Below are 18,766 nucleotides of genomic sequence, written 5' to 3'. Positions count from 1 at the left end.
CGCATGCTGTTGCGGCAAGCGTTTTGTTTCGCAGACAATACGCTCCCGAATAAAAGCATTCTAACGGTTAGAGGAACGCCAATGACCCCCGCAAGCCTCATCGAGCAGTACGGCCCGCGCGAATCGATGGAATACGACGTCGTGATCGTCGGCGGCGGCCCCGCCGGGCTGTCGGCGGCGATCCGGCTCAAGCAGCTGGCCGCCGAGAAAGGCACCGAGATCGGCGTGTGCGTGCTCGAGAAGGGTTCCGAGATCGGCGCGCACATCCTGTCGGGCGCGGTGATGGATCCGCGCGCGATCAACGAACTGTTCCCCGACTGGAAGGAACGCGGCGCGCCGCTCGATGTCGAGGTGACCGAAGACCGCTTCCTGTTCCTGTCCGAGAACAGCGCGATCACCACGCCGAACTGGGCGCTGCCCGCCAACTTCCAGAACCATGGCAACTACGTGATTTCGCTGGGCAACGTGACCCGCTGGCTCGGGGCACAGGCCGAGGCGCTCGGCGTCGAGATCTTCCCCGGCTTCCCGGCCGCCGAGATTCTGTACAACGACGATGGCTCGGTGAAGGGCGTGGCCACCGGCAACATGGGCGTGGGCAAGGACGGCGAGCCGACCGAGAACTTCCAGCTCGGCATGGAGCTGCACGCGAAGTACACGCTGTTCGCCGAAGGCTGCCGCGGCCACCTGGGCCGCCAGCTGATCTCGAAGTTCAAGCTCGACGCGAACGCCGATCCGCAGGCGTACGGGATCGGCATCAAGGAGCTGTGGGAAATCGATCCGGCCAAGCACAAGCCGGGCCTCGTGATCCACACGGCCGGCTGGCCGCTGAAGTCCGATACGTACGGCGGCTCGTTCCTGTATCACATGGACAACAACCAGGTCGTGGTCGGCTTCGTGGTGGGCCTGGGCTACACGAACCCGTACCTGTCGCCGTTCGAGGAATTCCAGCGCTACAAGACGCATCCGTCGATCCGCGCATTCCTCGAAGGTGGCAAGCGCGTGTCGTACGGCGCGCGCGCGATCACGGCGGGCGGCCTGCTGTCGCTGCCGAAGACGGTGTTCCCGGGCGGCGCGCTGATCGGCGACGACGCGGGCTTCCTGAACGCATCGCGGATCAAGGGCAGCCACGCGGCGATCAAGACCGGCATGCTGGCCGCGGACGCCGCGTTCGATGCGGTGCAGGCCGGCCGTCAGTCGGACGAGCTCAACGCGTACCCGGATGCGTTCAAGCAATCGTGGTTGTACACGGAGCTGTACCGCGCGCGCAACTTCAAGCAGTGGATGGCCAAGGGGCTGTACCTGGGCACGCTGATGGTCGGTCTCGAGCAGAAGGTGATGGGCGGCAACGTGCCGTGGACGCTGCACCACAAGCATGCGGATCACGAGATGCTGAAGCCGGCATCGCAATGCACGCCGATCGAGTATCCGAAGCCGGACGGCAAGCTGACGTTCGACCGGTTGTCGTCGGTGTTCATCTCGAACACGAACCACGAGGAGAACCAGCCGGCGCACCTGACGCTGAAGGATGCGAGCGTGCCGGTGAACGTGAACCTGAGCACCTACGCGGGCCCCGAGGGTCGCTTCTGCCCGGCGGCCGTCTACGAGTTCGTGAAGAACGACGACGGCAGCGATCGGCTGGTGATCAACGCGCAGAACTGCGTGCACTGCAAGACCTGCGACATCAAGGACCCGACGCAGAACATCGTGTGGGTCACGCCGGAAGGCGGCGGCGGGCCGAATTACCCGAACATGTAACCTGCCGGAAAACGCCGCCTCGCACGGCGTTTTCTTCGTCCGTTCGACAGCCGGCTTGCCCTGCCCGCCATCCGGCGTGCGATTCACGCAGGGCACGCCGGCCGCGTCAGCGCGCCGCGATCCGCCGACGGAAGTGCTCGGTACCGGACACAATCTTGTCGAGCACGGCGTCGAGCGCCCAGAAGCGCTCGCGCACGTCGTAGTCGATCGCGCGGCAACGAATCGACGCGAACGTGCCGATCCGCTGGTGATAGATCTTCGCAAGCGCCGGGTAGCCCAGCGCTTCCGACACCGCCGACACCACCAGGAACGTCGACAACTCATCGGCGAGTGCCGGATCCGAGCCGCCCTGCGTGCGCAACCAGCGATACAGATCCGGATGAAAGTTGGTGAACACGCCGTTGAAGCCGGCCGAGCCCGCCTTCATCGCATCCCACGCGATCGCGGCGTTCGCATTCAGGATCTTCAGCGGCGATCCCTCGGCGAGCGCAACGCGCCGCTTCACCGTCTCCAGGTCGCAACTCACGTCCTTGAGCATCACGAAGCGGCCGGTGTCGATGCACGCACGCAGTTCATCATCGGACAGCAATCGGCGGTAAGGCGCCGGGCATTCGTACAAGCCGAGCGGCAAATCCGACGGAAGTCGCGCAAGCAGCTTGTGAAGATGGTCGAGAAACGCGGCGCTGCCCTTGCGCTGCGGGTCGAGGCGGTTGGTCACGAGCACGACGCCCTGCGCCCCCGATTCCGCCGCCGCGCACAACTCGGCGGCCTGCGCATCCAGATCTTCGCTGATGTGGCCGGACGCGACGACGGGCACGCGCCCGGCCACGCGTTCGACCACGAAACGCGCGAGCTCTGCCCGTTCGGCCAGACTCAGGAACTGCATCTCGCTCGATTGCGCGACCGCGAACAGCGCATCCGAGCCGTGCGCCAGATACCATTCGATGAGTCGCTCGAGCCCCGCGTAATCGATCGCGCCGGCGTCGTCGAACGGTGTCAGCATCACCGGTACGATCCCCTCGATGGTCGCGGTCGACTGCTGATGGTGTTGCATCTGTTTTCTCCTTGCTTCAGTAAATGCGCGATGTAGACGCGGTGCTCAGGCCGGCAGCGCGCCGGGCGCGGCACTCGAGGCCTGTTCGGGAATCGGCTTGCGAACCAGCAGCAGGTAGGCGATCGCACCGGCGAACGCGATTGCCGCCGCCGTCAGCAGCGCCGGCACGAACGACCACTTCTGCGCGATGACGCCCGTCAGGATCGGCGCGAGCGCCCCGCCGATGAAACCGCCGAAATTCTGGATCGCGCCGAGCGATGCGACGCGGCTAGGCGGCGCGGCCGCCGTCGCGAGCGCCCACGAACATGCCGATGCCGCATTGGCGAGAAAGATTACGACCGAAATGCACGCGAGCGCGACGGTGTTGCTCTGCACGAGTGCGGCCGGAATCGTGAACGCGACCATCCCGAGCATCGCGACGACCACCGCGTTGCGTCGGCTCACGACCGGCGAGCGGCTGCGGCGCGTGACCAGGTCCGACAGCCAGCCGGCGACCAGCGAGCCGACGAATCCGCACAGGAACGGCACCGACGCCGCAAATCCGGTGCGAATGAGGCTCATGTGACGCTCCATCGTCAGATACCCCGGCAGCCAGGTCAGGTAGACCCAGTTCAGATACACGGAACCGAAGAATCCGATCAGCATGCCCCAGGTCGTGCCGTGCGAGAACAGGCTGCGCCAGTCGGCGAAGGTCAGTTTCGGCGTGGCGACGGCCGGCTGCGCACCGGCATCGAGATACGCGCGTTCCGCCGCAGTCAGCTGCGCACGCGCGGGATCGCGGTACAGTGCAAACCAGATGACGGCGACGATGAGGCCGAGCGCCCCCGTCGCGACGAACGCCCAGCGCCAGTCGAGCGAGGCGACGAGCACCGACAGCAGCAACGGTGCGAGTGCGGTGCCGAGCGGCGATGCCGCGTTGAAGATCCCGGTCGGCGTCCCGCGTGCACGCAGCGGAAACCAGTTGCTCACCACCCGCGCCGCCGACGGGAACTGCGGCGCCTCGCCGATGCCGAGCACGATGCGCGCGACGATGAACCAGCCGAAGGTGGCGACGATGCCGCCCGCCGCCTGCGCAAGCGACCAGACGATCAGCCCGACGCCGAGCAGCCGGCGCGGTCCGATACGATCGACGAGTCCGCCGACCGGGAACTGGCACAGCGCATAGCTCCACGAAAATGCCGACAGCAGCAAGCCCATCTCGGAAAGCGACAGACCGAGATCGTTCCGGATGGCCGAACTCGCGACGGCCAGCGTGCCGCGGTCGAGATAGTTGACGATCCCGCTCACCATCAGCAGCGCGAGCGCGATACGTTGTCCGCGCCGGATGCGTGGCGGCGCAGTCGGAACAGCATGATTCTCGTTCATTGCGTTTGTCTCCATTGTCCTGAATGGTTGCCGGGCTCCGGCCCTTTCCGTCGTCGCGGAATCTATACGGCCGCACGCTCCACTTCTTCGCGTGTCGGAATCGAGGTCTGCGCGCCGTAGCGCGTCACGCTGATCGCGGCCGCACGCTGGCCGAACGCAATTGCGTCGTCCATCGATGCACCGCTCGCCCGCGCCGCGGCGAACCCGCCGACGAAGGTGTCGCCGGCCGCCGTCGTATCGACGGCGACCACCGCCATGGCCCGGTGGCTGCCGTGTCCTGCACTCCCGCGCCAGCAGACGCCGCGCGCGCCAAGCGTGACCAGCACGTTGCCGACGCCCTTCGCGCACAGCGCATCGGCGGCGCGTACCGCCGATGCGTCGTCAGCGACCGCGATGCCGGTCAGCGACTCCGCTTCCGTTTCATTGACGACGAGGTAGTCGATTCGGGCCAGCAATGCGTCGAACAGCGGCCGGGCAGGCGCCGGATTGAGCAGCACGGGCGTCCGATGTGCGATCGCACTGCCGATGGCGCGCGCAACGGTCTCGATCGGCACCTCGAGCTGGCACACCATCAGTGCCGCGCCGGCAATCACGTCGCGCGACGCGTCGATCAATGCGGCATCGAGGCATGCATTCGCGCCGGGCACGACGACGATGCTGTTCGCCCCGTGTGCGTCGACCGTGATCGTGGCGACCCCGGTTACCTCGCCGTCGATCCGGTGCAGGTGCGTCACGTCGATGCGCTCCGCCGCGAGCGCGTCATGCAGGCGTGCCCCGAATGCGTCGTTGCCGACGCAGCCGATCATCGCGACGGATGCACCGAGGCGCGCGGCGGCCACCGCCTGGTTCGCCCCCTTGCCGCCGTGGACGGTCTGGAACGAGCTGCCGAGCAGCGTTTCTCCCGGTACGGGCAGACGCGGCGCGCGCGTGACGAGATCGACGTTGACGCTACCGACGACGGCGATTCGGGGTGGCTTTCCGTGATTCATCATCGAATGTAACCGCTTACATTTGCAGCAAACAAAATGGCCGGAAAGGCCGACGTCGACGAAAACTTCGCAATGCGGTTGGAACCTGTGTCTGACATAATACGGATTGGCATCAAGATAGCGCTTACATTCTCACAGGCGAGACCGGGAATGCAAGCGGGACCACGATGAATCGAGGGTAAACGATGGCGTTTTTGAGAACGTGCGCGGTCTGCGCGGCAGCCGCGGCCAGGGGCAACCGATGAGCACGCCTCCATCCAGCGGCGGCACGGCGCGCGCGCGGCGCGGCAGCGGCCGGTCGGTGCTTGGCGATGTCGCGAAACTCGCCGGCGTGTCGACCGCGACCGTTTCGCGCGTGTACAACGATCCCGGCAAGGTGTCGGCTGACGTACAGCAGCGCGTGCGCGATGCCGCACGCGCGCTGAACTGGATTCCGAACGCCGCCGGCCGCGCACTCGCGTCGACGCGCACCCACATCACGGGGGCGATCATCCCGACGCTCGACGACCAGGTGTTCGCGTCGCAGGTAGCGGGAATGCAGGCGGTCATGGCCGAACACGGCATCACCCTCTTTCTGGGCTGCTCGAATTACGACCCGGCGCAAGCGCTGGCGCAGGTGCGCGCGATGCTGTCGCGCGGCGTGGAAGCCGTGTCGCTGGTCGGTGAAGCGTATCCGCCGGAAGTATTCGAGCTGCTCGGCCAGCACCGCGTGCCGTATGTCGTGACCTACGCGTATCGCGACGGCAGCCCGCACTGCTGCATCGGCTTCGACAACCGCGCGGCATTCGCGCAGCTCACCACGCACCTGCTCGACCTCGGTCATCGCGATTTCGCGATCATCATGCAGCCTAGCGCGGACAACGACCGCGTGCAGGCCCGCCTGCGCGGCATTCACGACACGCTTGCCGCGCGCGGGCTCGCGGTCCGCCCGGTACACCAGCACGAGGGCGCGGCCACGATCGCGTTCGGGCGGGCGAGCCTGCGCGCGATTGCCGACAATGGAACGACGCGCCCGACGGCCGTGATTTGCGGCAACGATGCGCTCGCGCTCGGCGCGCTGCTCGAGGCGCAGGCGCTGGGCATCGAGGTGCCGTCGCAGTTGTCGATCACCGGATTCGACGACGTCGCGCTGGCTCGCGAAATCCGGCCGTCACTCACGACCATGTGGGTCGACACCGCTGCGATCGGGCGCAAAGCCGCCCACGCGCTGCTCGACGCACTCGAGAACGGCGAAGCCGGGCCCGGTTGCGCGGTACTGCCCGAACTGCGGGTGCGTGAGTCGGCCGCGCCGCCACAGCCGGCAGCCCAATGAAAACGGGGCGCCCCAGGCGCCCCGTTTCGCATCGTGTCGGTTACCGGCGAATCGCCGGCGCCGTCGTGTCAGGTCGCGCTGCCCGCGATCTTCGGCGTCGGCGTCTCGACGTCGCCGCACTGCGCGCGATGGCGCAACGCATGGTCGATCAGCACCAGTGCGAGCATCGACTCGGCGATCGGCGTCGCGCGAATGCCGACGCACGGGTCGTGGCGGCCAAAGGTTTCGACCGTCGCCTCTTCGCCGGCCTTCGTGATCGAACGGCGTGGCGTGCGGATGCTCGACGTCGGCTTGATCGCGATCGACACGGTGATGTCCTGCCCGGTCGAAATCCCGCCGAGCACGCCCCCCGCATGGTTGCCGACGAAGCCGGCCGGCGTCAGTTCATCGCCGTGCACCGAGCCGCGCTGCGCGACGCTATCGAAGCCCGCGCCGATCTCGACGCCCTTCACCGCGTTGATGCTCATCATCGCCTTCGCGATGTCCGCATCGAGACGGTCGAATACCGGCTCGCCCCAGCCGACCGGCACGCCCGATGCAACGACGTCGATGCGCGCGCCGATCGAGTCGCCGTCCTTGCGCAGCGCGTCCATGTAGGCTTCCAGTTCCGGCACGATCGCCGCGTTCGGCGAGAAGAACGGGTTCTCGCGCACATGCGACCAGTCGACGAACGGCACGTCGATTTCGCCGAGACCGCTCATGTAGCCGCGCACCTCGACGCCGAAACGCTCGCGCAGCCACTTCTTCGCGATCGCGCCCGCCCCGACGATCGGCGCGGTCAGGCGCGCGGACGAACGGCCGCCGCCGCGGTAGTCGCGAATGCCGTACTTCTGCCAGTAGGTGTAGTCGGCATGACCGGGACGGAACGTCTCGACGATGTTGCCGTAGTCCTTGCTGCGCTGGTCGGTGTTGCGGATCAGCAGCGCGATCGGCGTGCCGGTCGTCACGCCTTCGAACACGCCGGACAGGATCTCGACCTCGTCGGCCTCCTGGCGCTGCGTCACGTGCCGCGACGTGCCGGGCTTGCGGCGATCGAGCTCGACCTGGATGTCGGCTTCGGTCAGCCCCATGCCCGGCGGGCAGCCGTCGATCACGCAGCCGATCGCGGGACCGTGCGATTCGCCGAAGGTCGTGACAGTGAAAAGCGTGCCGAGGGTATTGCCGGACATGATGGAACCGCCCAAATAGAAATGGGCAAACCGATGCGCTGCCGGGGCCGCAGGCAGGCCGATCGTTTGCCGGTCGAGAAAAAGGGGTAAACCGCTATTATGCCAGCCGTCCGGGGGCCGCGGGCCGTGTGAACCGTTCAGACCACACGGGCCGGCGAGGAATGCGGCCCGGCGCGGCGGTCGTCACCCGCGCCGTTCGGCCGAACAGGCCGGTTCGCGGCGGCCATCAAGGCCGCGGCTCGATGCCGTCGGGCTCGCCCCGCTTATTTGCGCGCGCCGCGCAGTTCGGTCACTGCGGCCTGCAACGCCTCGGGGGTCGCAACCGATGCCGGCATCGGCTCGCCGACCGCGAGCGTCAGCCGGCTCATCACGCCGCGCTTGATGGGCCGCGGCATCCGCGCATCGGCATGACGGGAGAAATAGCTGCCCCACAGCCCGCGCAGCGCCATCGGAATCACGGGCGCCGGCGTGCGGCCCAGGATCTCGGTGATGCCGTGGTGGAACGTGTTGATGTCGCCCGTCTTGGTCAGCTTGCCCTCGGGGAAAATGCACACGAGTTCGCCGTCCTTCAGCGCGGCCTCGCACGCGTCGTACGCACGCGCGAGCATGTCGGGATCCTCGTGGCGTGGCGCAATCGGGATCGCTTTCGCATGCCGGAACACCCAGCTCGCAAAGCGCGTCTTGAAGATCCGGTGATCCATCACGAACCGGATCGGTCGCGGGCTCGCGGCAGCCAGCACGAGCGCATCGACGTAGCTCACGTGGTTGCACACGAGCACGGCCGCGCCCTCTTCCGGAATCCGCTCCGCATGCACGAGGCGAATCCGGTAGAACGTGTGCACGAGCACCCACGCGACGAAGCGCAGCAGGAACTCGGGAACGAGCAGGTAGATGTACGTCGCGACGACGACGTTCAGCAGCGCGGTGACGAGGAACAGGCCCGGAATGTCGACGCCGGCCTTGGTCAGCCCCATCGCCATCAGCGCCGACAGGATCATGAACAGCGCGTTCAGGATGTTGTTCGCGGCGATGATCCGCGCACGGTGGGTCGGCGCGCTGCGGCTCTGGATCAGCGCATACAGCGGCACGCTGTAGAAACCGCCGAACATCGCGAGCAGGAACAGGTCGGCCAGGATGCGCCAGTGGCGCGCGCCGGCCAGGAACTCGCCGACCGACAGCAGATGTCCGGGCGACGGCAGCGAGCGGCTCGCGAAATACAGCTCGATCGCGAACACGCTGATGCCGATCGAGCCGAGCGGCACGAGGCCGATCTCGACGCGCCGCTGCGACAGCCGCTCGCACAGCAGCGAGCCGAGGCCGATGCCGACCGAGAACGTCGCGAGCAGGACCGTGACGACGTCGGGGCTCGCGGACAGCACGTCCTTCGCGAAATTAAAGAACGACGTGAGGAACGTCGCGCCGACGAACCACAGCCACGAGATGCCGAGCAGGCTCAGGAACACGGTGCGGTTCTGCCGCGCGAGCCCGAGGTTGCGCCACGTCTCGCTGAACGGGTTCCAGTTGATCACGAGATCGGGCTGCGGCGCCGGCGTTGGCGGCACACGCTGCGCGACGAGCCGCCCCGCGAGCGCGATGACGACGACGCTGACGGCGAGCACGCGCTCGCCGCTGCCTTCGATGCCCGCGGCCGCGCCGCCGATGATCGTCCCGATCAGGATCGCGATGAACGTGCCCATCTCGACGAGGCCGTTGCCGCCCACCAGCTCATGGTCGCCGAGGTGCTGCGGCAGGTACGAATACTTGACGGGGCCGAACAGCGTCGAATGCATCCCCATCATGAACGTGCACAGATACAGCAGCGTCGCGCTGTGCGTGACGAAACCGGCCGCGCCGACCAGCATCAGCGCGATCTCGAAGGTCTTCACGAAGCGCGTGAGCGTCGCCTTGTCGTATTTGTCGGCGATCTGGCCGGACGTGGCCGAGAACAGCACGAACGGCAAGATGAAGATCGCGGAAATCAGGAACGCGGCCGTCTTCGCATCGACGCCGGAGAAGCGCGCGGTGTGATAGGTGACGAGCGACGTGAAACCGATCTTGAACACGTTGTCGTTCAGCGCACCCAGGAACTGGGTCGTGAAGAACGGCGCGAAACGACGCTGACGCAACAGCTCGAACTGCGACGCGTGGGCGCGTCGTTCGCCGCGCGACGCGGAAGAGACTTGCGTGTGATCGCTCATGCGGAATACGCGCGCATCGTCTGGGCGAAGCTGCGCGGGCCTTGTGTTGTTGTCGAAAAAACGGCGGCGCAGGCTGAACCTGCGCCGCCGTGCGCCGAATGGCAGCGCCCGCGCGTCATGGCACCGGGCGCGACGTGTTTCACGACTTGTGCGCTTCGGCTTCCGATTCGGATTCCGGCCAGTCGCGGATGTACGCCTTCAGCATCCGGTTCTCGAAGCTCTGCGCCTCGACGACCGTCTTCGCGACGTCGTAGAACGAGATGACGCCCATCAGCACCTTCTTGTCGAGCACCGGCATGTAGCGCGCATGGCGCTCGAGCATCATCCGGCGCACCTCGTTGACGTCGGTTTCCGGCGTGCACGTGAGCGGCTCGTCCATCACCTTGCGCACCTGCACGTCGCCGATCGCGCCGCCGTTGACATGCAGGCGCAGGATGATCTCGCGAAACGTCAGCATCCCGACGAGATCGCCGTACTCCATCACGACGAGCGAACCGATATCGTGTTCGGCCATCGTATCGACCGCTTCGCGCAGCGGCTTATCGGGCGTCACCGTAAACAACGTGTTGCCCTTCACTTTCAGAATATCGCTGACGCGCATCGTAGTCCCCTCATGCTTGAATGCAAAATCTCTTTCGATCCTATCGGAAAGCCTGCCAAAAGGAAAGCGCAGGCCCCGCGCGGCGCGGCCGCCCCCGCTTGCGGACACGGGCCGCCCGCCGCACAATGACTGCATGGACGGCGGCCCGAGGAGACGGCCATGGCGCATACGCATTCGGAGCAATTCGCCAGCTTCGCTGATTTCTATCCGTACTACCTGAACGAACACCAGAACCTGATGTCGCGGCGGCTGCATTTCATCGGCTCGCTCGGCGTGATCGGCTGCGTCGCGATGGCGATCGCGACGGGCTACTGGCTGTGGCTGCCGGCAGCGGTCGTGTGCGGCTACGGATTCGCGTGGGTCGGACACTTCTTCTTCGAGAAGAACCGCCCCGCCACGTTCCGGCACCCGATCTACAGCCTGATGGGCGATTGGGTGATGTTCAAGGACATCTGCACCGGCAAGATTCCGCTCTAACACCCGCCCGGCACCGCGTCACGCCGTTTTCGGCGGCCGCGCGTGTGGGTCGGGCGCCCCATCGGGCACCGGCCCGGGCTCGGTCGCCGCCGGCTGCGCCCCCGCCAGCCGGTGCGCGGCGATCAGCGACGCGAGCGATACATCGAACCGGTCGTTCGACAGTACCTCGAGCAATGCCGCGCCTTCGACGTGGCTGCGGCGCCGCTGCAGCTGGTAGGTCAGTTCCGTGCGGTCGATCACCAGCACGTCGAACAGTTGCGCCAGCGTCAGTTGCTCCGGGTTCGCCAGCAGGATGTAGCTCGGCGCGAGTTCGCCGCCATCCAGCCGCGCGATCCATTCCCGTTCCTCCATCGTCAGCAGCAGCCGCTGCGCGGTTTCCATGTCGCAGCGCAGCATGGTCGCGAGCCGGATTGCCGTATAGCCCGCCTTGCCGACTGCGCGCGCCTCGGCCAGCCGCGCGAGCAATTCGAGCGCGTCGAGCAGATCGCTGCCCGGATAGTGGATGCGATGGAACTGGCCGACGCGGATCGCGGGCAGCGCGGACGCCACCATCGCGCCGAGCAGCGCGACGAACCAGCTCAGGTACACCCACAGCAGGAACACCGGCAGCGCCGCGAACGCGCCGTAGACGGCCGTATAGGTCGGAATGCGCCGCACGTAATAGCCGAAGCCGCGCTTCGCGAGCTCGAACGCGATGGCGGCGAACAGCCCGCCGATCACCGCGTCGCGCCACGCGACCGTGCAGTTCGGCAGGTACACGTACAGCAGCGTGAACGCGAGCACGGTCAGCGGCAGCGACGCGAGCGCGAGCAGCCACTCGACGATCGACGTCGACGGCGCGGCGCCGGTGAACGCCAGCGATTGCGTAAACAGGTACGACGAGATCGACAGGCTCACGCCGAACAGCAGCGGACCGAGCGTGATCAGCGCCCAGTACGCGAGCACGCGCTGCGCGAACGGCCGCGGCTTGCGCACCCGCCAGATCAGGTTGAATGCGGATTCGATCGTCATCATCGTCATCACCGACGTGACGACCAGCACGATCAGGCCGGCCGTCGTCAGCCCCTTGGCCTTCGACGCGAACTGGTTCAGGTACTTGAAGATCTGGACGTTGAACTGCGCGGGCATCAGGTGATCCGCGAGGAAGCCCTGCAGCGAGATCTGGAACGACGCGAACATCGGGAACGCGGTGAACAGCGCGAACGCGACCGTCACGAGCGGCACGAGTGCCAGCATCGTCGTGAACGTGAGGCTGCCCGCCACTTGCGGGATGCGATCCTCGGCGCTGCGCCGGGCCGCGAACTGCGCGAGGCGCTTGATGGTGTCGAGATCGACGCTCAACTTCGGCAAACGGTTTCTCCTTCTCGATGCCGCGCGCCCGACGGCGCGCCGCCGCCGCGCTGCGCGACGACTTCAGCCCCTATAATAGCCGCTCGATCCAGCAGGGGCCGACTGCACCGGGCATGCGCGCGGCCGCACGCGGCCCCGTCGCCCATGAAAGACATCCTCGTCCTCTATTACAGCCGTCACGGCGCCACGCGCGATCTCGCGCTCGCGATCGCGAACGGCATCGACAGCGTGCCCGGCATGCAGGCGCGCATCCGCACCGTGCCGCCCGTCTCGACGGTCTGCGAAGCCACCGCCCCCGACATCCCCGCCGACGGCCCGCCGTATGCGGAGCTGCGCGATCTCGAGGAATGCGCCGGCCTCGCGCTCGGCTCGCCGACCCGCTTCGGCAACATGGCCGCCTCGCTCAAGTATTTCCTCGACGGCACAACCCCGCAATGGCTGTCGGGCGCGCTGACCGGCAAGCCGGCGAGCGTGTTCACGTCGACCGGCAGCCTGCACGGCGGCCAGGAATCGACGCTGCTGTCGATGATGCTGCCGCTGCTGCATCACGGGATGATGATCGTCGGGATCCCGTATACGGAATCCGCGCTCAGCACGACGCGCACCGGCGGCACGCCTTACGGCGCATCACACGTGTCGCCGCACGACCGCAGCGCGCCCGCAGGGCTGTCGGCTGACGAAAAGGCGCTCGCGGCCGCGCTCGGCGTGCGGCTCGCCCGCGCGGCGGCGGCGCTGTCCGCCGCCCACGCTACCGGGGCCGCATGAACGCGCTCGCCCGCCCCACCGTCGCCGCCCGGCCGCACTACGCGCGGGCCGCCGCCGCGTGCCTGGTCGCGCTGATCGCGCTGTCGCTCGCATGGGAGCTGTGGCTCGCGCCGCTGCGCCCGGGCGGCTCGGCGCTGATGCTCAAGGCCGTGCCGCTGGCGCTCGCGCTGCCCGGCGTCTGGCGGCGTAACATCTATACGATGCAGTGGGCGAGCATGCTGATCCTCGTCTATTTCGCCGAAGGCATCGTGCGCGGCATGTCCGACCGCGGGCTGTCCGCGACGCTCGGCTGGTGCGAGACCGCGCTCGCCGTCGGCTTCTTCGTGGCCGCGCTTGCCTACGTCGCGCCGTTCAAGCGCGCGGCGAAGAAGCAGCGCGCTGCGTCCTGACCCTTACGCGACCGAACGTGATGATTTCTCCCGACGCCTTCGTATCCGCCTGCCGCGACGCGATCGGCGCAGCCTGCGTGCTGACCGATCCGCACGACACCGAACCGTTCCTGACCGACTGGCGCCGCCGCTACAAGGGCAACGCGTGCGCGGTGCTGAAACCGGCCGATACAGCGGAAGTCGCCGCGCTCGTGCGACTTGCGAACACGCATGGCGTCTCGCTCGTGCCGCAGGGCGGCAACACGGGCCTGGCCGGCGGCGCGACGCCCGACGCGAGCGGTGCCCAGGCCGTGCTGAGCCTCGCGCGCCTGAACCGCGTGCGCGCGCTCGATCCGCACAACAACACGATCACGGTCGAAGCCGGCGTGATCCTCGCCGACGTGCAGGCGCGCGCCCGCGAAGGCGGCCGGCTGTTCGCGCTGAGCCTCGCCGCCGAAGGCAGCTGCACGATCGGCGGCAACCTGTCGACCAACGCCGGCGGCACCGCGGTGCTGCGCTACGGCAACGCACGCGAGCTGTGCCTCGGGCTCGAGGTCGTGACGCCGCAGGGCGAGATCTGGGACGGCCTGCGCGGGCTGCGCAAGGACAATACCGGCTACGACCTGCGCGACCTGTTCATCGGCGCGGAGGGCACGCTCGGGATCATCACGGCCGCCGTGATGAAGCTGCACCCGCTGCCGGCCGCGCAGGTCACCGCGCTGGCCGCGCTCGAGTCGCCGCACGCGGCGCTCGACTTCCTCGCGCTCGCGCAGCGCGCGGCCGGCCCGCTGCTGACCGGCTTCGAGCTGATGTCGGACTTCTGCATGCAGCTCGTCGGCAAGCACTATCCGCAGCTGCGCTACCCGTTCGACCGCACGCATGCACAGACGGTGCTGCTCGAGCTGTCGGACAACGAGAGCGAAACGCATGCGCGCGCGCTGTTCGAGAAGCTGATGGAAGAGGCGTTCGAGGCCGGGCTCGTGGTCGACGCGGTGGTCGCGGAAAATCTCGCGCAATCGCGCGCGTTCTGGGACCTGCGCGAACACATTCCGCTCGCGCAGGCCGACGAGGGACTCAACATCAAGCACGACATCGCGGTGCCGATCTCGTCGATCGCGCGCTTCATCGACGAAACCGACGCGGCGATCCAGCAGGCCGCGCCGGGTGCGCGGATGGTCACGTTCGGCCATCTCGGCGACGGCAACCTGCACTACAACGTGCAGACGCCCGAAGGCGGCGATCCGAAGGCGTTCCTCGCGGCATTCCAGAAGCCGATCAACCGCATCGTCTACGACAACGTGCACCGCCACCACGGTACGATCAGCGCGGAACACGGGATCGGCCAGTTGAAGATCGACGACGCGCAGCGCTACAAGTCGCCCGTCGAAACGGCGCTCATGCGCACGCTGAAAACCGCGTTCGACCCGCGCGGGCTGATGAATCCCGGCAAGGTCCTGCGCTGAAGCCCCCACCCCGGAGCGATGTCCATGAGAGTTCGCGTCCTGTCCGACCTGCATCTCGAAAGCAACCAGCCCGACACGATCGCGCATGCCGACGCGGATCTCGTCGTGCTGGCCGGTGACATCCACAATCACGCGGAAGGCCTGCGCTGGGCTGCCGAGACGTTCGATCCGGGCGTGCCGGTGGTCTACGTGCCGGGCAACCACGAGTACTACGACGGGGAATTCGGCGCGCTCGAAACCGCGATGCGCGACGCCGCGCATGCGATCGACAACGTGCATTACCTGAACAACGGTGTGTACGTCGATCCGGCACAGCGCTTTCGCGTGCTGGGCACGACACTGTGGAGCGATTTCTCGCTGTTCGGGTCGGACGATGCAAGCGTCGCGCACGCGATCGAGGCTGGCATGCGCGTGATGCTCGATTTCAAGGGATTGATCCAGGTGACGTGGCCGCACGACGCGGCACTGCATGCCGCGCAGACGCCGGAGCGGGATTTCACGCCGGCCGACGCGATCGCGCTGCACCGGCAAAGCCGCGCGTGGCTGGAGGCGCGGCTCGCGACGCCGTTCGCAGGCCGCACGATCGTCGTCACCCATCATGCGCCGCACCTGCGCTCGCTGGCGGAGCGTTATGCGGAAGACCTGGCGTCTGCGGGATTCGTCACGGACATGGCGGAACTCGTGCGGCCGCCCGTGGACCTGTGGATCCACGGCCATACGCATACTTCATTCGACTACGTGACCGACAGCGGCACGCACGTGGTGTGCAACCCGCGCGGCTATATCCACCGGCGCACCGGTGAGCTGGAAAATCCCGCGTTTGCGTGGGACAGAGTGGTCGAGCTCGGCTGAACGCCGAGCCAGCAAGCCATCGGGCCGCGCGATGCGGCCCTCCCCGTTCTGAACAGCTGTCCGATCAGCGATCGGTACGGCGCGATCCGTTCGACGGCGCGCGCACCCGCACCGGCACCGGCTTCATCCGCGCCTTCATCGCGCGCAGCAGATCGCGCGTCGCCGCGGCGGCAGCGGCCGCGCCAAGCAGAATTCCAAGGCCGATCATCAGTTGCGTATCCATTACGACTCCGGGTGTGGGCAGATCCAAATCTTCTCTATGTTTCAACAGTATCAAACTGTCTGCCGTCCGTTGGTAAAAAAATGTTGCGTGAACGACAAATCTCGTCAGATTGCGCGCGGCCGCGCCGTCATGTCGCAGCCGTGAGCTGCGCGAGCGCGGCTTCGTCGGCTGCGAGCGTGGCCGGCAACTCGTCGCGCAGGAAATCGACCCAGGTGCGAATTTTCGCGTCGAGGTACTGGCGCGATGGATACAGCGCATAGATGTTCATCACGTGCGACCGGTATTCGTGCATCACGCGCACGATGTGTCCGCTGCGCAGCCCGCCGATCGCCGAATAGAGCGGCAAGCCGCCGATCCCCATCCCTTCCCGCACGGCCACCGCGAGCGCCTCGGCGACGTTCACGCGGAACGGCGGCGCCGTGATCGGAATCACCTCGTCGCCACGCGGCCCCGACAGCGACCACTCGTCGAAGTGAAAACCCGGCGCGACCATCCCGAGACAGACGTGCTGCTCGAGATCCGCGGGCGTCTGCGGCACGCCGTGCGCGTCGACATAGCCCGGCGACGCGCACACGACGCTGTAGCTCTCGCCAAGCCGCTGCGACACGAGCCCCGAATCGGGCAGGTCGCGGCCAACGACGATCGCGACGTCGTACCCCTCGTCGAGCAGGTCGGGCATCCGCTGCGCGAGCGTCAGCTCGACGTGTACGTCCGGATAGCGCTGCCGATAGCGCGCGATGGCCGGCACCAGGTAGTGCTGCCCGAGGCTCGTGAAGCAGTGGACCTTCAGCTTGCCCGACGGGCGCGCGTGCGCATCGCCCGCTTCGGCTTCGGCCTGGTCGACGTACGCGAGGATCTGCTCGCAACGCTGCAGGTAGCGCTCGCCCGCTTCGGTCAGCGCGATCCGGCGTGTCGTCCGGTTCAGGAGGCGCGTGCGCAGGTGCGACTCGAGGTCCGACACGGCGCGCGACGCATAGGCGGTCGTCGAATTCATCTGCTGGGCGGCCGCGGTAAAGCTCCCCGCGTCGACCACACGGACGAATACCCGCATGTTTTGTAACGTATCCATCCCATTACCCGTTTGAATCCGGATGGATTGTTGCACAGGGGCGAACAAATATTATCTCAGGATTCGTAAAAATGACTTGCACCGTTGTCCATTTATTCAGGAATCACTGAAAAATATAATCGCATCCGACTCATCTATATCCGAAAGGGAGAAAATCGTGCGGTCTCCGGCAACAAAAGGGACGCTGGCACTGGCGGTTCTTGCAGTCTCATTAATAATGGCCGGATGCGCGAGCATGGGCGACAACAAGCCGCAGTCCGCCCGCATCGAAGCGAACGCGCTCGACGCGGGCGCTGCCATTCGCGCGGCCGACCGCGATGCCGGCTGGCCCGCGTCCGACTGGTGGCGCGCATACCGCGATCCGCAGCTCGACGCATGGATCGCCAACGCCCAGGCCGGCAACCCGACCCTCGCGGCAGCCGAGGCCCGCGTGCGCGAAGCGCAGGCGATGGCGCGCGTGGCCCGTTCGGCGGAATTGCCGCAGATCAACGGCAACCTGTCGCTGATGCGCCAGCACTGGCCCGACAACGTGTTCTACGGTCCTGGCCCGCTCGCGAACGCCGATACCTGGAACAACACCGGCACCCTCGGCCTGTCGTACCACCTCGATTTGTGGGGCAAGGACAAGAACGCGACCGAGCGTGCGCTCGACACCGCGCATGCGACCGCGGCCGACGCCCGGGCGGCGAAGCTCGAGCTCGAGGTCAACGTCGTGCGCGCGTATGTCGGCATGTCGATGAACTACGCGCTGCTCGACCTCGCGCACGAAACGTTCGAACGCCAGCGCTCACTGGCCGATCTCGCGCACAAGCGCCTGCAGGCCGGGCTCGGCACGCAGCTCGAAGTCAGCCAGGCCGAATCGACGCTGCCCGACTACGAGCGCCAGATCGACAGCTACGAAGAAGCCATCCAGCTCGCGCGCCACCAGCTCGCCGCGCTCGCGGGCAAGGGCCCGGGCGCCGGCGACGCGATCAAGCGGCCGAGCCTGTCGCTCGACGCGCCGGCCGGCCTGCCGTCCGCGCTGCCGGCCGACCTGCTCGGCCGCCGCCCGGACGTCGTCGCGGCCCGCTGGATGGTCGATGCGCAGGCCCGCGGCATCGATGTCGCGAAAGCCGCGTTCTACCCGAACATCGACCTGCTCGCGACGGTCGGCGGCTTCGGCGTGACCGCGCCGTTCACCGACTTCCTGCGCGCGATGAACGGCGGCTGGACGGCCGGCCCCGCGCTGTCGCTGCCGATCTTCGAAGGCGGCCGCCTGCGCGCGCAACTCGGTGCGGCCGACGCCGGCTACGACCAGGCGGTCGAGCGCTACAACCAGACGGTCGTCAGTGCGCTGAAGGACATCGCCGACCAGGTCGTGCGGATCCGCTCGCTCGATACGCAGAAGAAGGACGCCGCGCGCTCGGTGGCCGCCAACGACCGCAGTTACCAGCTGTCGCGCGAAGGCTTCCGCCGCGGGCTGACCGATTACGTGAATGTGCTGGTCGCACAACAGCAGCTGCTGCGCGCCCAGGAGACGGCGGCCCGCATCGACGCGGAACGCCTCGCCGCGCACGCGCAGCTGATGGCCGCGCTCGGCGGCGGCGTCGAAACGGGCGAGGACGGACGGGGCGGCCATCCGTCGCACGACGAATCCGCCGCGGGTGCCGCCGCGCCGACCGCCGCATCGGGTGCGAAACCCGTCGCGGCCGTCGCCCGGCCCGCGCAGGTCGCGACGGCCGGTGCGACCGCCGCGCCGGCCGCACGGTAACGCGGA

17 protein-coding genes are annotated in these 18,766 nt (G+C 67.4%); 8 read left to right on the top strand and 9 right to left on the bottom strand.

The window, feature by feature from the left end:
• Positions 1-81: 81 nt before the first annotated feature.
• Positions 82-1,755 (top strand): electron transfer flavoprotein-ubiquinone oxidoreductase, encoded by a 1,674-nt coding sequence (locus tag AC1Z3W_RS26230; RefSeq protein WP_483508771.1) that lies wholly within the window; start codon positions 82-84, stop codon positions 1,753-1,755.
• A gap of 106 nt (positions 1,756-1,861) precedes the next feature.
• Here AC1Z3W_RS26230 and AC1Z3W_RS26225 read toward each other — a convergent pair whose 3' ends face one another.
• From AC1Z3W_RS26225 to rbsK, 3 genes are all read right to left on the bottom strand, one after another.
• The gene (locus AC1Z3W_RS26225) at positions 1,862-2,809 is read right to left on the bottom strand and encodes a dihydrodipicolinate synthase family protein (protein WP_057924287.1); all 948 of its coding nucleotides are present in this window, start codon (positions 2,807-2,809) and stop codon (positions 1,862-1,864) included.
• A gap of 45 nt (positions 2,810-2,854) precedes the next feature.
• Complete coding sequence (locus AC1Z3W_RS26220; protein WP_057924286.1) at positions 2,855-4,174, bottom strand: MFS transporter; 1,320 nt, start codon at positions 4,172-4,174, stop codon at positions 2,855-2,857.
• Positions 4,175-4,236: 62 nt separating this feature from the next.
• Entirely contained in the window at positions 4,237-5,166 is a 930-nt protein-coding gene (rbsK, locus tag AC1Z3W_RS26215) for a ribokinase (protein ID WP_057924285.1), read from the bottom strand.
• 238 nt (positions 5,167-5,404) lie between these two features.
• On the opposite strand from rbsK, the gene AC1Z3W_RS26210 reads away from it, so the two are divergent.
• On the top strand, positions 5,405-6,475 hold the full coding sequence (locus AC1Z3W_RS26210; RefSeq protein WP_057924498.1) for a LacI family DNA-binding transcriptional regulator: 1,071 nt from the start codon (positions 5,405-5,407) through the stop codon (positions 6,473-6,475).
• A 68-nt stretch (positions 6,476-6,543) separates the two neighbouring features.
• Here the strand turns inward: AC1Z3W_RS26210 and aroC are convergent, their stop codons facing one another.
• The 3 genes from aroC to AC1Z3W_RS26195 form a co-directional block, all read right to left on the bottom strand.
• A complete protein-coding gene (aroC, locus tag AC1Z3W_RS26205) occupies positions 6,544-7,644 on the bottom strand; it encodes a chorismate synthase (RefSeq protein ID WP_057924284.1) in 1,101 nt (366 codons plus the stop codon).
• Between the two features lie 263 nt (positions 7,645-7,907).
• Positions 7,908-9,842 carry an MFS transporter gene (locus AC1Z3W_RS26200; RefSeq protein WP_057924283.1) on the bottom strand — a complete coding sequence of 645 codons (1,935 nt, stop codon included), beginning with the start codon at positions 9,840-9,842 and terminating at the stop codon, positions 7,908-7,910.
• 139 nt (positions 9,843-9,981) lie between these two features.
• Entirely contained in the window at positions 9,982-10,443 is a 462-nt protein-coding gene (locus AC1Z3W_RS26195; RefSeq protein ID WP_057924282.1) for a CBS domain-containing protein, read from the bottom strand.
• Positions 10,444-10,602: 159 nt separating this feature from the next.
• Between AC1Z3W_RS26195 and AC1Z3W_RS26190 the strand changes: the two genes are divergently transcribed.
• Positions 10,603-10,920 carry an Mpo1-like protein gene (locus AC1Z3W_RS26190; RefSeq protein ID WP_124835149.1) on the top strand — a complete coding sequence of 106 codons (318 nt, stop codon included), beginning with the start codon at positions 10,603-10,605 and terminating at the stop codon, positions 10,918-10,920.
• An 18-nt stretch (positions 10,921-10,938) separates the two neighbouring features.
• Here AC1Z3W_RS26190 and AC1Z3W_RS26185 read toward each other — a convergent pair whose 3' ends face one another.
• Positions 10,939-12,270, bottom strand: a complete 1,332-nt coding sequence (locus AC1Z3W_RS26185) for a YihY family inner membrane protein (protein ID WP_057924280.1) — start codon at positions 12,268-12,270, stop codon at positions 10,939-10,941.
• Between the two features lie 144 nt (positions 12,271-12,414).
• Here AC1Z3W_RS26185 and wrbA point away from each other — a divergent pair, with 144 nt between their 5' ends.
• Genes wrbA through AC1Z3W_RS26165 form a run of 4 tightly spaced genes read left to right on the top strand, consistent with a single transcriptional unit; the run spans position 12,415 to position 15,718 of the window.
• Positions 12,415-13,035 carry an NAD(P)H:quinone oxidoreductase gene (gene wrbA, locus AC1Z3W_RS26180; RefSeq protein WP_124835150.1) on the top strand — a complete coding sequence of 207 codons (621 nt, stop codon included), beginning with the start codon at positions 12,415-12,417 and terminating at the stop codon, positions 13,033-13,035.
• A complete protein-coding gene (locus AC1Z3W_RS26175) occupies positions 13,032-13,424 on the top strand; it encodes a DUF2069 domain-containing protein (protein ID WP_175827029.1) in 393 nt (130 codons plus the stop codon). Before wrbA ends, AC1Z3W_RS26175 begins: the two co-directional genes overlap by 4 nt.
• Positions 13,425-13,444: 20 nt before the next feature.
• Entirely contained in the window at positions 13,445-14,866 is a 1,422-nt protein-coding gene (locus AC1Z3W_RS26170) for an FAD-binding oxidoreductase (RefSeq protein ID WP_124835196.1), read from the top strand.
• A 24-nt stretch (positions 14,867-14,890) separates the two neighbouring features.
• Complete coding sequence (locus AC1Z3W_RS26165; protein WP_057924276.1) at positions 14,891-15,718, top strand: metallophosphoesterase; 828 nt, start codon at positions 14,891-14,893, stop codon at positions 15,716-15,718.
• Between the two features lie 64 nt (positions 15,719-15,782).
• Here AC1Z3W_RS26165 and AC1Z3W_RS26160 read toward each other — a convergent pair whose 3' ends face one another.
• Together AC1Z3W_RS26160 and AC1Z3W_RS26155 are read right to left on the bottom strand one after the other, a co-directional pair.
• Positions 15,783-15,941, bottom strand: coding sequence for a hypothetical protein (locus tag AC1Z3W_RS26160; RefSeq protein ID WP_162840544.1), 159 nt, complete (start codon positions 15,939-15,941; stop codon positions 15,783-15,785).
• A 127-nt stretch (positions 15,942-16,068) separates the two neighbouring features.
• Complete coding sequence (locus AC1Z3W_RS26155) at positions 16,069-17,010, bottom strand: LysR family transcriptional regulator (protein ID WP_124835152.1); 942 nt, start codon at positions 17,008-17,010, stop codon at positions 16,069-16,071.
• Between the two features lie 157 nt (positions 17,011-17,167).
• Here AC1Z3W_RS26155 and AC1Z3W_RS26150 point away from each other — a divergent pair, with 157 nt between their 5' ends.
• Positions 17,168-18,760: an efflux transporter outer membrane subunit gene (locus tag AC1Z3W_RS26150; protein WP_483508770.1), complete on the top strand. Its 1,593-nt coding sequence runs from the start codon at positions 17,168-17,170 to the stop codon at positions 18,758-18,760.
• The last annotated feature ends 6 nt before the right edge of the window (positions 18,761-18,766 follow it).

It is taken from the genome of Burkholderia sp. 10_S31 (genome assembly GCF_056930375.1).
The sequence above is the reverse complement of the archived record's forward strand: the minus strand, read 5'-3'. Positions and strand labels throughout refer to the sequence as shown.

What these genes read in the sequence shown, in the direction of transcription:
- AC1Z3W_RS26230 (WP_483508771.1), top strand. Translation starts at nt 82, where the DNA reads ATGACCCCCGCAAGCCTCATCGAGCAGTACGGCCCGCGCGAATCGATG.
- AC1Z3W_RS26225 (WP_057924287.1), bottom strand. Translation starts at nt 2,809, where the DNA reads ATGCAACACCATCAGCAGTCGACCGCGACCATCGAGGGGATCGTACCG.
- AC1Z3W_RS26220 (WP_057924286.1), bottom strand. Translation starts at nt 4,174, where the DNA reads ATGAACGAGAATCATGCTGTTCCGACTGCGCCGCCACGCATCCGGCGC.
- rbsK (WP_057924285.1), bottom strand. Translation starts at nt 5,166, where the DNA reads ATGATGAATCACGGAAAGCCACCCCGAATCGCCGTCGTCGGTAGCGTC.
- AC1Z3W_RS26210 (WP_057924498.1), top strand. Translation starts at nt 5,405, where the DNA reads ATGAGCACGCCTCCATCCAGCGGCGGCACGGCGCGCGCGCGGCGCGGC.
- aroC (WP_057924284.1), bottom strand. Translation starts at nt 7,644, where the DNA reads ATGTCCGGCAATACCCTCGGCACGCTTTTCACTGTCACGACCTTCGGC.
- AC1Z3W_RS26200 (WP_057924283.1), bottom strand. Translation starts at nt 9,842, where the DNA reads ATGAGCGATCACACGCAAGTCTCTTCCGCGTCGCGCGGCGAACGACGC.
- AC1Z3W_RS26195 (WP_057924282.1), bottom strand. Translation starts at nt 10,443, where the DNA reads ATGCGCGTCAGCGATATTCTGAAAGTGAAGGGCAACACGTTGTTTACG.
- AC1Z3W_RS26190 (WP_124835149.1), top strand. Translation starts at nt 10,603, where the DNA reads ATGGCGCATACGCATTCGGAGCAATTCGCCAGCTTCGCTGATTTCTAT.
- wrbA (WP_124835150.1), top strand. Translation starts at nt 12,415, where the DNA reads ATGAAAGACATCCTCGTCCTCTATTACAGCCGTCACGGCGCCACGCGC.
- AC1Z3W_RS26175 (WP_175827029.1), top strand. Translation starts at nt 13,032, where the DNA reads ATGAACGCGCTCGCCCGCCCCACCGTCGCCGCCCGGCCGCACTACGCG.
- AC1Z3W_RS26170 (WP_124835196.1), top strand. Translation starts at nt 13,445, where the DNA reads ATGATTTCTCCCGACGCCTTCGTATCCGCCTGCCGCGACGCGATCGGC.
- AC1Z3W_RS26165 (WP_057924276.1), top strand. Translation starts at nt 14,891, where the DNA reads ATGAGAGTTCGCGTCCTGTCCGACCTGCATCTCGAAAGCAACCAGCCC.
- AC1Z3W_RS26160 (WP_162840544.1), bottom strand. Translation starts at nt 15,941, where the DNA reads ATGGATACGCAACTGATGATCGGCCTTGGAATTCTGCTTGGCGCGGCC.
- AC1Z3W_RS26155 (WP_124835152.1), bottom strand. Translation starts at nt 17,010, where the DNA reads ATGGATACGTTACAAAACATGCGGGTATTCGTCCGTGTGGTCGACGCG.